Origin of the sequence: Pseudomonas sp. NPDC087185, from assembly GCF_044744955.1 — a bacterium.
Lineage (GTDB): Bacteria > Pseudomonadota > Gammaproteobacteria > Pseudomonadales > Pseudomonadaceae > Aquipseudomonas.
Genome location: NZ_JBIUZK010000002.1, coordinates 290,012 through 303,778, shown reverse-complemented (window position 1 = coordinate 303,778; position 13,767 = coordinate 290,012). Strand labels below are relative to the sequence as shown.

Here is a 13,767-nt window from a genome sequence, read left to right as displayed (position 1 = left end):
GGCGGGTTGCCTCTCTATTTCTATTCAGCGCTGCTCGATCGGCACGAATTGGCGCTGTTCGACGCCAACATACTCGGCGCTCGGGCGGATGATGCGGTTGTTGGCGCGCTGTTCGAATACGTGCGCCGCCCAGCCGGTCAGGCGCGAGCAGACGAAGATCGGGGTGAACAGCTTGGTCGGGATGCCCATGAAGTGGTACGCCGAGGCATGGTAGAAATCGGCGTTGGGGAACAGGCGCTTCTGCTCCCACATGGTCTTGTCGATGGCCTCGGAGACCGGATACAGCACCGTATCACCGACCTCATCAGCCAATTGCTTCGACCAGCCCTTGATCACCTCGTTGCGCGGGTCGGACTCTTTGTAGATAGCATGGCCAAAGCCCATGATCTTGTCCTTGCGCTCGAGCATGCGCAGCAGCTCGGCGGTGGCTTCCTGCGGGCTCTGGAAGCGCTCGATCAGCTCCATCGCCGCCTCGTTGGCGCCGCCGTGCAACGGGCCGCGCAGCGAACCGATGGCAGCGGTGACGCAGGAGTACAGGTCGGACAAGGTCGAGGCGCAGACACGGGCCGTGAAGGTCGAGGCGTTGAACTCGTGCTCGGCGTAGAGGATCAAGGAGACGTTCATCACCTTGACGTGCAGCGCGCTCGGCTTCTTGCCGTGCAGCAGGTGCAGGAAGTGGCCGCCCAGGGTGTCTTCGTCGCTGGTGCAGTCGATACGCACGCCATGGTGGGTGAAGCGGTACCAGTAGCACATCACTGCCGGGAACAGTGCCAACAGGCGGTCGGTCTTGTCGCGCTGGGCCTCGAAGGTCAGCTCCGGCTCCAGGGTGCCGAGCACCGAGCAGCCGGTGCGCATCACGTCCATCGGGTGGGCGTCGCGCGGGATGCGCTCGAGCACTTCCTTCAGCGCCTGCGGCAAGTCGCGCAGGCCTTTGAGCTTGCGCTTGTAGTCCGCCAGCTCGGCCTGGGTCGGCAGCTCGCCATACAGCAGCAGGTAGGCGACTTCTTCAAATTCGGCACCGGCCGCCAGGTCGCGCACGTCATAGCCCCGGTAAGTCAGGCCAGCACCGGCCTGGCCGACCGTCGACAGTGCGGTCTGGCCGGCCACCTGGCCACGCAGGCCTGCGCCGCTGAGTACTTTTGCTTCGGCCATGGTGTTTCTCCTTTCTTGAAATTGTTATGGATATCTTCAGGCTGATTCAGGTAGCGCGGTTAACCCTTCTTCTGCGCAAACAGCGCATCGAGGCTTTGCTCGAACGCGTGGTAACCAATGGCATCGTAAAGCTCCATGCGGGTCTGCATGGTGTCGATCACGTTCTTTTGCGTACCGTCGCGGCGCAGCGCGGTGTACACGTTGTCCGCCGCCTTGTTCATGGCGCGGAACGCCGACAGCGGGTACAGCACCAGCGACACATCGACCGCTGCCAGCTCTTCGGTGGTGTACAACGGCGTGGCACCAAATTCGGTGATGTTGGCCAGGATCGGCGCCTTCACCCGGTCGGCGAAGGTCTTGTACATCGAAAGTTCGGTAATGGCTTCCGGGAAGATCATGTCGGCTCCGGCCTCGATGCAGGCGGCGGCGCGGTCCAGCGCGGCGTTCAGGCCTTCCACGGCCAGCGCATCGGTACGCGCCATGATCACGAAGCTGTCATCCGTGCGGGCATCCACTGCGGCCTTGATGCGGTCGACCATCTCCTGCTGGGTGACGATTTCCTTGTTGGGCCGGTGGCCGCAACGCTTGGCACCCACCTGGTCTTCGATGTGGATGGCGGCAGCGCCGAACTTGCACATCGAACGCACGGTACGCGCGACGTTGAAGGCCGAGGCACCGAAACCGGTGTCGACATCCACCAGTAACGGCAGGTCGCACACGTCGGTGATGCGGCGCACGTCAGTCAGCACGTCGTCGAGGCCGGTGATACCCAGGTCCGGCAAGCCCAGCGAACCGGCGGCAACGCCACCGCCAGACAGGTAGATGGCCTTGAAGCCGGCGCGTTTGGCCAGCAGCGCATGGTTGGCGTTGATCGCACCGACCACTTGCAGGGGATGCTCGGCGGCAACGGCGTCACGGAAACGCTGACCGGGGGTGCTCTTCACAGTCATTTTTCACCTCAAAGGCTGTTGTTGTTGGCGTCCAGGTAGTGACGCTCGATATTGCGCTTGGACGCGCCGATGTGGCGGCGCATCAGGAGTTCGGCCAGTTCACCGTCACGCTCGGCGATGGCATCGAGAATGCGGTGGTGCTCGGCAAAGGCCTGGCGTGGGCGGTTGGGCGTGGCGGAAAACTGGATGCGGTACATGCGCACCAGCTGGTACAGCTCGCCGCAGAGCATCTTGACCAGGGTCTGGTTGCCGCTGCCCTGGATGATCCGGTAGTGGAAGTCGTAATCGCCTTCCTGTTGGTAGTAGCCCACCCCGGCCTGGAACGCAGCGTCGCGCTCATGGGTATCGAGCACCCGGCGCAGTTCGTCGATGTCGCCCTGGCTCATGCGCTCTGCCGCGAGGCGGCAGGCCATGCCTTCCAGCGATTCGCGGATTTCGTACAGCTCGATCAGCTCGGCATGGTTCAGCGACACCACCCGTGCGCCGACATGCGGCACCCGTACCAGCAGGCGCTGGCCCTCCAGGCGATGGATCGCCTCGCGCAGCGGGCCACGGCTGATGCCATAGGTGCGCGCCAGTTCCGGCTCGGAGATCTTGCTGCCCGGAGCGATTTCACCCTTGACGATCGCCGCCTGGATGCGCCGGAAAACATTCTCCGACAAGGTTTCCGTTTCGTCGGGCGTGGCGGGGCTGGGAGTGCTGAGGTCCAGCATATTGTCGACACCTTGCTAATCACTTGAGCAGAAATTAGCGAATCAAAGCCTTGCAGTCAAAGACAAAATAGATATTGTCGACAATCATCCAAGAACGAACTTACCCAGTGATGGCGTTGTCCTATCGCGACGCGCTGGCGTCAAGACACCGGCGTGATAGAATGCCGCGCCTCCAACGGAGTATGGATAGCGTATCTGTCATCTGTTCATGTTGTTGACAGACCAACCGAGGAAGCTTGCGCAGTACCTGCCAGTCGCCTTGCCCCGAACCTTGCACAGCACCGCGCCAGGACTATGAGACTTACACCCGTTTTACTGCTGCTATGCCTCACCCTGCTGCCGGCCCTTGGCCAGGCGGCGGGCAAGACCGTATATGGCCTTAATGAGTACGCCCGCCTTGGCGACCTCGAGTTGGAAGTGGCCGCCAAGCTCGATACCGGCGCCAAGACCGCCTCCTTGAGTGCCCGCGACATCAAGCGCTTCAAGCGCAATGGCGAGAGCTGGGTGCGCTTCTACCTGGCCATCGACGCCGCCCATTCGCACCCGATCGAACGCCCGCTGGCCCGGGTCAGCAAAATCAAGCGCCGTGCCGGCGACTATGATGCGGAATCGGGCAAGGCCTACACCGCCCGCCCGGTCATCGAACTTGAAATCTGCATGGGCCAGGCCCTGCGCACCATCGAAGTCAACCTCACCGACCGCAGCGCGTTCCAGTTCCCGCTGCTGATCGGCTCCGAGGCGCTCAAGCACTTCGACGCGCTGGTCGACCCAAGCCTTAAATACGCGGCCGGCAAACCTGCCTGTGCCACCGACGCTCCCAAAGCAGAGTAATCCCGATGCGCTCTCTTACCCTCCATCTGAAAGTCCTGATCACCGTACTGGTGCTGCTGGGCGTGGCGGTCACCGCTTATCAGATCTTCTTCCTCGGCATCCCGGTGACCGAAGACGAGACCGACGACCTGTGGAACATCGACGCCAAGGTCGAGTTCGTCGCCAGCACCAAGGACCCGGTCAAGATCCAGATGTTCGTGCCGCCGCTGAACCGCGACTACGTCAGCCTCAACGAGAGCTTCATCTCCAACAACTATGGCGTCAGCGTCAACCGCGCCGATGGCAACCGCAAGGTGACCTGGTCGGCCCGTCGCGCCAGCGGCAACCAGACGCTGTACTACCGGCTGGTGCTGACCAAACGCTACAGCAACGAAAAGACCACCATCAAAGGCCCTACCTTCCGTGACAGCCTGGCAGTCGAAGGCCCCGAGAAGATCGCTGCCGAAGCCCTGATGGCACCTATTCGCCAGCACTCGGCCGACGTCGAGACCTTCGTCAGCGAGACCATCAAGCGGGTCAACAACCTCAACGACGACAACGTCAAGCTGCTGCTGGCCGGCGACACTTCGTCGATGAAGAAAGCCCAGGTCATAGACCTGCTGCTGTCGATCGCCCACGTGCCGATGGAGAAGGTCCACACCATCCGCCTGGTGGCCGACACCCCACAAAGCCCGGAACTGTGGCTGCGCAGCTTCAACGGCAACGACTGGCTGTACTTCAACCCGGACACCGGCGAACAGGGCCTGCCCAGCGACCGCCTGCTGTGGTGGACCGGTGACGACAACCTGATCACCGTCGATGGCGGCAAGAAAGCCAACGTCACCTTCAGCATGAACAACAGCGAGATGAACGCCATCCGCCTGGCCAAGCTGACCGACGAGAACACCGACGCCGACTTCCTTGAGTATTCCCTGTATGGCCTGCCACTGCAGACCCAGCAGACCTTCATGATCATGGTGATGATCCCGATCGGCGTGCTGGTGATCCTGGTGCTGCGCAACCTCATCGGCCTGCAGACCCTGGGCACCTTCACCCCGGTGCTGATCGCCCTGGCCTTCCGCGAAACCCAGCTGGGCTTCGGTATCATACTGTTCACGGTGATCACCGCGCTGGGCCTGTCACTGCGCTCCTACCTGGAACACCTGAAGCTGCAGATGCTGCCGCGCCTGTCGGTGGTGCTGACCTTCGTCGTGGTGCTGATTGCCGCCATCAGCCTGTTCAGCCACAAGCTGGGCCTGGAGCGCGGGCTGTCGGTGGCGCTGTTCCCGATGGTGATCCTGACCATGACCATCGAACGCCTGTCGATCACCTGGGAAGAGCGTGGTGGCGGCCATGCCATGAAAGTGGCCATCGGCACCCTGTTCGCCGCCTCGCTGGCGCACCTGCTGATGATGGTGCCGGAGCTGGTGTACTTCGTCTTTACCTTCCCGGCGGTACTGCTGATCCTGGTGGGCTTCATGCTGGCGATGGGTCGCTACCGCGGCTACCGCCTGACCGAGCTGGTACGCTTCAAGGCATTCCTGAAGAAGGCTGACGCCTGATGTTTGGCCTGATCAAGACGTGGAAAGCCCTGGAGGCCCGGGGCATCATGGGTATCAACCGCCGTAATGCGGACTATGTGCTGAAGTACAACAAGCGCAACCTGTACCCGATCGTCGACGACAAGATCATCACCAAGGAGCGTGCGCTCGCCGCCGGCATTCACGTGCCGGAGATGTACGGCATCATCGAGACCGAGAAGCAGATCGACAAGCTTCACGAGATCATCGGCGGGCGCAACGACTTCGTCATCAAGCCGGCCCAGGGCGCCGGCGGTGACGGCATCCTGGTCATCGCCGACCGCTTCGAGGACCGCTACCGCACGGTCTCGGGCAAGATCATCAGCCACGAGGAGATCGAGCACCAGGTCTCGAGCATCCTCACCGGCCTCTATTCGCTGGGCGGTCATCGCGACCGCGCACTGATCGAATACCGGGTCACCCCCGACCAGATCTTCAAGAGCATCAGTTACGAAGGCGTGCCGGACATCCGCATCATCGTGCTGATGGGCTACCCGGTGATGGCCATGCTGCGCCTGCCAACCCGACAGTCCGGCGGCAAGGCCAACCTGCACCAGGGCGCCATCGGCGTGGGCGTGGACCTGGCCACCGGCGTGACCCTGCGCGGCACCTGGCTGAACAACATCATCAGCAAGCACCCGGACACCACCAATGCGGTGGACGGCGTGCAACTGCCGAACTGGGATGGCTTCATGAAGCTCGCAGCCGGCTGCTATGAGCTGTGCGGCCTGGGCTACATCGGCGTGGACATGGTGCTGGACCAGGACAAGGGGCCGTTGATTCTCGAACTCAATGCCCGCCCTGGCCTGAATATCCAAATCGCCAACGACACCGGACTGACCCAGCGCACCCATGCCATCGAGGCGCACATCGAGGCACTGGCCAAGGACGGTGTGACCGAGAATGCCGAGCAGCGGGTGCGGGTGGCACAGGGCCTGTTCGGCCACGTGCATCCGCGTTGAGTCAGTTATAAGGCCCGCCCTGCGGGCCATTCGCGCGGCAAGCCTGCCCCCACAGGTACTGCAGCACCCTATCTGCGGGAGCGGGCCTGCCCCGCGAATGGGCTGCAAAGCAGCCGCGGCCTCAACAGAACGTTTGAATGTCGCGCCCAGCGCTAGGCGCATTTCCTACACAGGTCTACAATCGCCCTCCTCGCTTTTACATCGCCGTCCATACTGATGCCGACCTGTACGCTTTACCCCCTGCCCTACCAGCCCGACCCCGCCGCCTATTTCGCCCGCCTGCGCCAGGCGCCCGGCGCGATCCTGCTCGACAGCGCCCGCCCCGGCGCCGAACGGGGCCGCTTCGACCTGCTCAGCGCCTGGCCGCTGCAACACGTGCAAGCCCAGCCTGACGAACCGGGCCGCGCCTTCCTGCAGCGCCTGCGTGATGGCCTGGCACAACTGGGCCAGGCGCAAGTACCCGAAGGCATCGAGTTGCCGTTCGCCGGCGGCCTGATCGGCTACCTGAGCTACGATTTCGGCCGACGCCTGGAGCAGCTGCCCAGCCTGGCCGTCGACGACCTCGGCCTGCCCGACGCCCAACTTGGCCTGTATGCCTGGGCGCTGGTGACCGACCATCAGCTGGGCACCAGCCAGCTGGTCTTCCACCCCAGCCTGGCAAGCGCTGAACGCGAACGCCTGAGCGCCTTGTTCGAAGCCCCTGACCGCGCTGTGAGTGGCGACTTCACACTGCTCGCCGCCATGCAGGGCGACCTGCAGCCCGAGCAATACCACGCCGCGTTCGACCAAGTGCAGCGCTACATCCAGGCGGGCGACTGCTACCAGATCAACCTCACGCAACGCTTCCGCGCCCCCTGCCAGGGCGACCCCTGGCACGCCTACCAGGCCCTGCGCAAAGCCTGCCCGACGCCGTTTTCCGGCTACCAGCAACTGGCCGACGGCAGTGCCCTGCTGAGTTTCTCGCCAGAGCGCTTCATCCGCGTCAGCCAGGGCCAGGTGGAGACCCGGCCGATCAAGGGCACGCGCCCGCGTTCGGCCGACCCGGCCACTGACGCGCGCAACGCCGAGGAGCTGCGCCATAGCGCCAAGGACCGCTCGGAAAACCTGATGATCGTCGACCTGCTGCGCAACGACCTGGGCCGCACCTGCCAGATCGGCTCGGTCAAGGTGCCCGAGCTGTTCAGCCTGGAAAGCTACCCCAACGTCCACCACCTGGTCAGCAGCATCACCGGGCAACTGGCCAGCGACAAGGACGCCCTGGACCTGATCGGCGACAGCTTCCCTGGCGGCTCGATCACCGGCGCACCGAAGATCCGCGCCATGCAGATCATCGACGAGCTGGAGCCCAGCCGCCGCGCCCTGTACTGCGGCTCGCTGCTGTACGTGGACGTGCGCGGCGAAATGGACAGCTCCATCGCCATCCGCAGCCTGCTGGTCAAAGATGGCCAGGCCAGTTGCTGGGGCGGCGGCGCGGTGGTGGCAGACTCGGACTGGCAGTCGGAATACGAAGAGTCGATTGCCAAGGTGCGGGTGTTGATGGAAACGCTGCAGCGCCTCTGAGGCGGCGTCTACCTCGCCATTTTTTGTTACCATCACCTCATTACGAGCGCACAGCGCCACAGCCAAGATGGAAACCGCCTGATGAGCCAACCCTTCGACGTCGCCGCCCTGGCCGCGACCTACGCCAGCAAGTCCCCGCAGGACATCCTCAAGCTCGCCTTCGAACACTTCGGCGACGACCTGTGGATTTCCTTCAGCGGCGCCGAGGACGTGGTACTGGTCGACATGGCCTGGAAGCTGAACAAGCAGGTCAAGGTGTTCAGCCTCGACACCGGCCGCCTGCATCCCGAGACCTACCGCTTCATCGACCAGGTGCGCGAGCAGTACCAACTGCCGATCGAAATCCTCAGCCCTGACCGCGCCAAGCTCGACCCATTCGTCAAGGAAAAGGGCCTGTTCAGCTTCTACAAGGACGGCCACGGCGAGTGCTGCGGCATCCGCAAGATCGAGCCGCTGCGGCGCAAACTCGCTACCGTCAGCGCCTGGGCCACCGGCCAGCGCCGCGACCAGAGCCCGGGCACGCGCAGCCAGGTGGCCGCACTGGAAATCGACAGCGCGTTCTCCACGCCCGAGCACACCCTGTACAAGTTCAACCCGCTGGCGCAGATGAGCAGCGCGGAAGTCTGGGGCTACATCCGCATGCTCGAACTGCCGTTCAACCCCCTGCACGAGCGCGGCTTCATCAGCATTGGCTGCGAGCCGTGCACCCGCCCGGTGCTGCCGAACCAGCATGAGCGCGAAGGCCGCTGGTGGTGGGAAGAGTCGACCCAGAAGGAATGCGGGCTGCATGCCGGCAACCTGATCAGCAAGGCCTGATTCGCAGGCAAAGAAAAACCGGCCCAATGGCCGGTTTTTTCATGCCTGCTGCACTCAGTGAACCGGCAGCTCGACGCCTTCGAACAGCTCTTCGAGCTCCTGCTTGTTGTGGCACTGGATGGCCTTGGCCATCACTTCACGGGTCAGGTGCGGGGCGAATTTCTCGATGAAATCGCACATGAAACCGCGCAGGAAGGTGCCACGGCGGAAGCCGATCTTGGTGATGCTGGCCTCGAACAGCTCGCTGGCATCCAACGCCACCAGGTCGCTGTCGAGCTTGGTGTCGACCGCCATCTTGGCGACGATGCCCACACCCAGGCCCAGGCGCACGTAAGTCTTGATCACGTCGGCGTCGGCGGCGGTAAACACCACCTTCGGCGTGAGGCCGCGGTGGTTGAAGGCTTCGTCCAGCTTGGAGCGGCCGGTGAAGCCGAACACGTAGGTGACGATCGGGTATTCGGCAACCGCTTCCAGGGTCAGCTTCGGCAGTTTGGTCAGCGGGTGGCCCTGTGGCACCACCACGCAGCGGTTCCACTTGTAGCACGGCATCATGATCAGGTCGCCGAACAGCTCCAGCGCCTCGGTGGCGATGGCGAAATCGACTGTACCATCGGCGGCCATTTCGGCGATCTGCATGGGCGAGCCCTGATGCATGTGCAAGGCCACTTCCGGGTACTGCTTGATGAAGCTGCTGATCACCGGCGGCAGCGCGTAGCGTGCCTGAGTGTGGGTGGTGGCGATAGACAGCGTGCCCTTCTTCTCGTTGGAGAATTCCTGGGCAATCTGCTTGATGCTCTCGACCTTGCGCAGGATCTCGCCGGCGGTATTGATGATGCGCTCACCGGCCGGGGTGACGCGGGTCAGGTGCTTGCCGCTGCGGGCAAAGACCTCAACCCCCAGTTCATCCTCGAGCAGACGGATCTGCTTGCTGATCCCCGGCTGAGAGGTGTACAGACTCTGCGCCGTCGCGGAGACGTTGAGGTCGTGGTGCGCCACTTCCCAGATGTAGCGCAGTTGTTGAAGCTTCATAGGTTTCCCTCGAATCAGCGGTAAGTCAGCGGCAGCAGGCAGCGACGAGATATAACTATATTAGTGGTTAACGAAATAAAACTAGAACTATTTTGTTACACGCCACACTGAAATAGCCTACTGCCAGCTTCACGTTTTCCTACGCCCGAGATGCTGCGAGAGCGGCACCATGTACACCGGCACGGGTGACAATTGCAGCAGGCGCACCGCCGTGCGGCCAATCGGCACATCCACCCCGGCGCCGGCACTGTGGCTGCCGAAGATCAGCAGATCAACACTCAGACGCTGGGCCTGCTCAAGGATGACCTGGGCCGGATCGCCCTGGCGCACCCGCACCGCCTTGATCACTGCAAGGTCCGCATCTTCGCCCAGTTCCTCGCGGAAGTTCTCCAGCACCCGCTGCTCGATGTTGGCCATCACCGTATTGACGCCCTCGCTGTGCAGCGCATCCAGCGTCTGTTCGTCGAGGTAGCTTTGCAGGAGCGATTCGGCGAATTGCCCCATGGGTTCCACCGCGTGAATCACGTACAGCTCCGCACCGAAAGTACGCGCCAGCGCCAGCGCATGCTGCATCACAAAAGGGGCATAGACACCGAGGTCGGTGGCGTACAACATGGAGCGGATCATTCGACCTCCTCGACTGCCGTTGCGGCAGAGCAAGCTTCAGCTTAGCAGCGCGCCACCGCCTCGCCTGGCCGTCTGGCGCACTGCTGCCGCGGGCTGCAGAGGTTTCAGCCGGGGCGGTTGGCGCGGTCAATGAAGGCCAGGGCCTGGTAGAGCATCTGCATGCGCGGCAGGCTGCAACCCGCTGCACGCGCCCGGGCCAACGGCTCGGCATAGATGGCCTGCAGCTCCAGCGGGCGTTGCTCGGTGTGATCGTGGTACATGCTCGGCCAGTAGTCGGGCATCTGCTCGGTAACGCGCAACAGGTGCTCGGCATAACCGGCGGGCAGCTCATGGCCGCAGGCAGTGGCGCCCTGTACCACTTCGGCCATCAGTGCCTGGATGAGTTCACGGGTGTCGGCGTCAGCCATCAGCGGCGTGGTGCTGGCACCCAGCAGTACCGAAAGGCCATTGTAGGGCACGTTCCACACCAGCTTCTGCCAGCGCGCCTGGCCAAGGTCGGCCATGGCCTGGGAGTCCACACCGGCAGCGCGGAACAGCCCCGCACCCTCCTCCACAATCGCAGCGGCGCCATCACTGGCCGGCCCGCTGTGATAACCCAGGTTGACCGCACCCAGCGCCTGGTGGCGGATCACGCCGGGGCTCAGGCGGTTGACGCAGATGAAACAAAGGCCGCCGAGCAGGTGCAGGTTGCCAGGCAGCGCCGGGCGCAGCTGCTCTTCAACGCCGAGCCCATTCTGCAACAGCACCACCTTGGCATCAGGTGCGGCGGCCATTGCAATCAGCGGTGCAAGCTCGGCATTGCGGGTGGCCTTGGCGCCTACCAGCAGCCAATCGCACGGTGGCATGTCGGCGGCGCTGGAATACGCCTGCACCGGCATCTGCATGGTGCCGTGCACGTCGCTTTCCAGTTTCAGGCCGTGCTCGCGGACCGCTGCGTATTCGCTTCGCAGTAGGAAATGCACATCGAAACCCGCGCGCGCGAGCATCAGCCCATAGAAGCCTCCGATGGCACCACTGCCGATGATGCCGATGCGCGGTTTGCGAGGGTCCATGCTGATCTCCTGATAGATGTCGGTGCGCTTTTTTACACCTTTTGGGGCGTTTAGCGCACCCTAATGGCAGCACGGGGCTGTTGCAGCAGGGAAAAACCCTGTACGGCCGCGGCACAGACCATTGTCGCGCCCCCTGTAACGCGCTAAGGTTCGGCTCCCCGCTGCGAACATTCTTGCTGCTGGGCCGCACGGGGATTGCTGGCGGCCGGCACCGTGACCTGACGAGTAACACGATGGCTGATTTACCGATCGACGACCTTAACGTTGCCTCCAACGAGACCTTGATCACCCCCGATCAGCTCAAGAAGGAAATCCCCCTCAGCGCCAAAGCTCTGCAGACCGTGACTGCTGGCCGCGAAGTGGTGCGCAATATCCTCGACGGCAAGGACCACCGGCTGTTCGTCGTGGTTGGACCCTGCTCCATCCACGACATCAAGGCTGCACACGAATACGCCGAGCGCCTCAAGGTGCTGGCCGCAGAAGTTTCCGACACGCTCTACCTGGTCATGCGCGTGTACTTCGAGAAGCCGCGCACCACGGTCGGCTGGAAAGGCCTGATCAACGACCCGTACCTGGATGACTCGTTCAAGATCCAGGATGGCCTGCACATCGGCCGTCAGTTGCTGCTGGACCTGGCCGAAAAGGGCCTGCCGACCGCCACCGAAGCGCTTGACCCGATCTCCCCGCAGTACCTGCAGGACCTGATCAGCTGGTCGGCCATTGGCGCGCGCACCACCGAATCCCAGACCCACCGCGAGATGGCCTCGGGCCTGTCCTCCGCAGTGGGCTTCAAGAACGGCACCGATGGTGGCCTGACCGTGGCCATCAATGCCCTGCAGTCGGTGTCCAAGCCGCACCGCTTCCTTGGCATCAACCAGGAAGGTGGTGTGTCGATCGTTACCACCAAGGGCAACCCTTACGGCCACGTGGTGCTGCGCGGTGGCAACGGCAAGCCGAACTATGACTCGGTCAGCGTCGCCCTGTGCGAGCAGGACCTGGCCAAGGCCAAGATCAAGGCCAACATCATGGTCGACTGCAGCCACGCCAACTCCAACAAGGACCCGGCCCTGCAGCCGCTGGTCATGGAGAACGTCGCCAACCAGATCCTCGAAGGCAACCAGTCAATCATCGGCCTGATGGTCGAGAGCCACCTGAACTGGGGCTGCCAGTCGATTCCGAAGAACCTGGACGAACTGCAGTACGGTGTATCGGTCACCGACGCCTGCATCGACTGGGCCGCCACCGAGAAGACCCTGCGCAGCATGCACGCCAAGCTCAAGGATGTGCTGCCCAAGCGCCAGCGCGGCTGAGCGTCGCGGTAAATACAAAACGCCGGGCATTGCCCGGCGTTTTTACATGCGCTGCTTCTATAAGCGCTCAGGCCTTGCTCGAATGACGCTGCTGGCGCTCCATGTAGCGTTCCACATATGAGCAGGAAGGGATTACCGTGTAGCCCATCTGGTCCGCGTACTCCAAAGCCTTTTCTGTCAGCGCTGCAGCGATACCGCGGCCACGCAGGGCGTTGGGTACGAAGGTGCGATAGATATCCAGCGTCTGCTTGCCCAGGTCCATGTACGTCAGGTAGGCACGATGACCGTCCACGTTGGTCTCGAACTGATGACCGGCCTGATCATGGTGGATGGTCAACGCGTCATTCATCACTACTCCTCGCAGGTCTATCGGCAGACCCTTACCTTAACCGATGGTGGTTTATCCGGCGGAGGAACCTCTACGCCACCTCTTGCCCCTTGGACCGCAGGCCAATTGCAATGGTTCTGCCGAGCCGGGCACCCCCAAATAGTAGGCGCGCAAAGCAGGATTGCTCAAGGTGGTTGCGGTTAAAAAATGGCAGAAGTGAAGGATGGATCCCATGCCCTGCGTGCCCCCCGCAACAACAGCCGGATGTTCTTGGGCTTAAGACGCTGAAGGACAGTTAAAGTCACCGTTAGTTCAACAAAAAGTTCCCGCACTACAATCGCTTGCGCCACCCGCACAGCGTTTTCACCCATTTCCTACAAATCTTGTCAGCGACCCCGGCAGCTACATTTTTTTTGCAGTTCTTGCGCTTAGTCAGTTTACTTACTACAAGTAATGGGTACTATGTACGCCGGCCAGTTTCTCTTTCCTGAGAGATGGCTATTTAATAGAAAGTCCTTGAAGGGGAACACGATGAACAACGTTCTGAAATTCTCTGCTCTGGCTCTGGCCGCAGTTCTGGCTACCGGTTGCAGCAGCGTATCCAAAGAAACCGAAGCACGTCTGACTGCGACTGAAGACGCAGCAGCTCGCGCTCAAGCTCGTGCAGACGAAGCCTACCGTAAGGCTGACGACGCACTGGCAGCCGCTCAGAAGGCTCAGCAGACCGCTGACGAAGCCAACGAGCGCGCTCTGCGTATGCTGGACAAAGCCAGCCGCAAGTAATAATCCTCACGGATTGTTAAGAAGCCGATCCACTTGTGGGTCGGCTTTTTTATTGCCGCAACAAAAGCAAACGGCGCAAATGAAGAAGCCCGCGC

At 62.4% G+C, this 13,767-nt stretch carries 14 protein-coding genes; 7 read left to right on the top strand and 7 right to left on the bottom strand.

The features are described 5' to 3' along the window. Positions 1 to 24: 24 nt before the first annotated feature. Genes prpC through ACIPIJ_RS06690 form a run of 3 tightly spaced genes read right to left on the bottom strand, consistent with a single transcriptional unit; the run spans position 25 to position 2,815 of the window. The gene (gene prpC / locus ACIPIJ_RS06700; protein ID WP_401074098.1) at positions 25 to 1,152 is read right to left on the bottom strand and encodes a 2-methylcitrate synthase; all 1,128 of its coding nucleotides are present in this window, start codon (positions 1,150 to 1,152) and stop codon (positions 25 to 27) included. Positions 1,153 to 1,211: 59 nt separating this feature from the next. Then, complete coding sequence (gene prpB, locus ACIPIJ_RS06695) at positions 1,212 to 2,102, bottom strand: methylisocitrate lyase (protein ID WP_401074095.1); 891 nt, start codon at positions 2,100 to 2,102, stop codon at positions 1,212 to 1,214. 8 nt (positions 2,103 to 2,110) lie between these two features. Next, positions 2,111 to 2,815, bottom strand: coding sequence for a GntR family transcriptional regulator (locus tag ACIPIJ_RS06690; protein WP_401074092.1), 705 nt, complete (start codon positions 2,813 to 2,815; stop codon positions 2,111 to 2,113). A gap of 294 nt (positions 2,816 to 3,109) precedes the next feature. On the opposite strand from ACIPIJ_RS06690, the gene ACIPIJ_RS06685 reads away from it, so the two are divergent. The 5 genes from ACIPIJ_RS06685 to ACIPIJ_RS06665 all read left to right on the top strand — a co-directional run bounded on the left by ACIPIJ_RS06685 (position 3,110) and on the right by ACIPIJ_RS06665 (position 8,543). Further along, on the top strand, positions 3,110 to 3,646 hold the full coding sequence (locus ACIPIJ_RS06685) for an ATP-dependent zinc protease (protein ID WP_401074089.1): 537 nt from the start codon (positions 3,110 to 3,112) through the stop codon (positions 3,644 to 3,646). A gap of 5 nt (positions 3,647 to 3,651) precedes the next feature. Next, entirely contained in the window at positions 3,652 to 5,187 is a 1,536-nt protein-coding gene (locus ACIPIJ_RS06680; protein ID WP_401074086.1) for an inactive transglutaminase family protein, read from the top strand. Further along, a complete protein-coding gene (locus tag ACIPIJ_RS06675; protein ID WP_401074083.1) occupies positions 5,187 to 6,167 on the top strand; it encodes an alpha-L-glutamate ligase-like protein in 981 nt (326 codons plus the stop codon). The genes ACIPIJ_RS06680 and ACIPIJ_RS06675 overlap by 1 nt, the downstream gene beginning before the upstream one ends. A gap of 216 nt (positions 6,168 to 6,383) precedes the next feature. Then, positions 6,384 to 7,727: an aminodeoxychorismate synthase component I gene (gene pabB, locus ACIPIJ_RS06670; RefSeq protein WP_401074081.1), complete on the top strand. Its 1,344-nt coding sequence runs from the start codon at positions 6,384 to 6,386 to the stop codon at positions 7,725 to 7,727. 81 nt (positions 7,728 to 7,808) lie between these two features. Beyond that, positions 7,809 to 8,543, top strand: a complete 735-nt coding sequence (locus tag ACIPIJ_RS06665) for a phosphoadenylyl-sulfate reductase (protein WP_401074078.1) — start codon at positions 7,809 to 7,811, stop codon at positions 8,541 to 8,543. A 54-nt stretch (positions 8,544 to 8,597) separates the two neighbouring features. Here the strand turns inward: ACIPIJ_RS06665 and cysB are convergent, their stop codons facing one another. The 3 genes from cysB to ACIPIJ_RS06650 form a co-directional block, all read right to left on the bottom strand. After that, positions 8,598 to 9,572, bottom strand: a complete 975-nt coding sequence (cysB, locus tag ACIPIJ_RS06660; RefSeq protein ID WP_027593928.1) for an HTH-type transcriptional regulator CysB — start codon at positions 9,570 to 9,572, stop codon at positions 8,598 to 8,600. 129 nt (positions 9,573 to 9,701) lie between these two features. Next, complete coding sequence (locus ACIPIJ_RS06655) at positions 9,702 to 10,199, bottom strand: universal stress protein (RefSeq protein ID WP_401074075.1); 498 nt, start codon at positions 10,197 to 10,199, stop codon at positions 9,702 to 9,704. Positions 10,200 to 10,303: 104 nt separating this feature from the next. Then, complete coding sequence (locus ACIPIJ_RS06650; RefSeq protein ID WP_401074072.1) at positions 10,304 to 11,251, bottom strand: putative 2-dehydropantoate 2-reductase; 948 nt, start codon at positions 11,249 to 11,251, stop codon at positions 10,304 to 10,306. A 233-nt stretch (positions 11,252 to 11,484) separates the two neighbouring features. On the opposite strand from ACIPIJ_RS06650, the gene ACIPIJ_RS06645 reads away from it, so the two are divergent. Beyond that, entirely contained in the window at positions 11,485 to 12,561 is a 1,077-nt protein-coding gene (locus ACIPIJ_RS06645) for a 3-deoxy-7-phosphoheptulonate synthase (protein WP_401074070.1), read from the top strand. Positions 12,562 to 12,628: 67 nt separating this feature from the next. Here the strand turns inward: ACIPIJ_RS06645 and ACIPIJ_RS06640 are convergent, their stop codons facing one another. Continuing rightward, positions 12,629 to 12,910 (bottom strand): GNAT family N-acetyltransferase, encoded by a 282-nt coding sequence (locus ACIPIJ_RS06640; protein WP_401074068.1) that lies wholly within the window; start codon positions 12,908 to 12,910, stop codon positions 12,629 to 12,631. Between the two features lie 510 nt (positions 12,911 to 13,420). Here ACIPIJ_RS06640 and oprI point away from each other — a divergent pair. After that, on the top strand, positions 13,421 to 13,672 hold the full coding sequence (gene oprI / locus ACIPIJ_RS06635; protein WP_003259780.1) for an outer membrane lipoprotei OprI: 252 nt from the start codon (positions 13,421 to 13,423) through the stop codon (positions 13,670 to 13,672). The last annotated feature ends 95 nt before the right edge of the window (positions 13,673 to 13,767 follow it).

Coding starts and splice junctions, on each gene's coding strand:
- prpC (WP_401074098.1), bottom strand. CDS start 1,152: ATGGCCGAAGCAAAAGTACTCAGCGGCGCAGGCCTGCGTGGCCAGGTG.
- prpB (WP_401074095.1), bottom strand. CDS start 2,102: ATGACTGTGAAGAGCACCCCCGGTCAGCGTTTCCGTGACGCCGTTGCC.
- ACIPIJ_RS06690 (WP_401074092.1), bottom strand. CDS start 2,815: ATGCTGGACCTCAGCACTCCCAGCCCCGCCACGCCCGACGAAACGGAA.
- ACIPIJ_RS06685 (WP_401074089.1), top strand. CDS start 3,110: ATGAGACTTACACCCGTTTTACTGCTGCTATGCCTCACCCTGCTGCCG.
- ACIPIJ_RS06680 (WP_401074086.1), top strand. CDS start 3,652: ATGCGCTCTCTTACCCTCCATCTGAAAGTCCTGATCACCGTACTGGTG.
- ACIPIJ_RS06675 (WP_401074083.1), top strand. CDS start 5,187: ATGTTTGGCCTGATCAAGACGTGGAAAGCCCTGGAGGCCCGGGGCATC.
- pabB (WP_401074081.1), top strand. CDS start 6,384: ATGCCGACCTGTACGCTTTACCCCCTGCCCTACCAGCCCGACCCCGCC.
- ACIPIJ_RS06665 (WP_401074078.1), top strand. CDS start 7,809: ATGAGCCAACCCTTCGACGTCGCCGCCCTGGCCGCGACCTACGCCAGC.
- cysB (WP_027593928.1), bottom strand. CDS start 9,572: ATGAAGCTTCAACAACTGCGCTACATCTGGGAAGTGGCGCACCACGAC.
- ACIPIJ_RS06655 (WP_401074075.1), bottom strand. CDS start 10,199: ATGATCCGCTCCATGTTGTACGCCACCGACCTCGGTGTCTATGCCCCT.
- ACIPIJ_RS06650 (WP_401074072.1), bottom strand. CDS start 11,251: ATGGACCCTCGCAAACCGCGCATCGGCATCATCGGCAGTGGTGCCATC.
- ACIPIJ_RS06645 (WP_401074070.1), top strand. CDS start 11,485: ATGGCTGATTTACCGATCGACGACCTTAACGTTGCCTCCAACGAGACC.
- ACIPIJ_RS06640 (WP_401074068.1), bottom strand. CDS start 12,910: ATGAATGACGCGTTGACCATCCACCATGATCAGGCCGGTCATCAGTTC.
- oprI (WP_003259780.1), top strand. CDS start 13,421: ATGAACAACGTTCTGAAATTCTCTGCTCTGGCTCTGGCCGCAGTTCTG.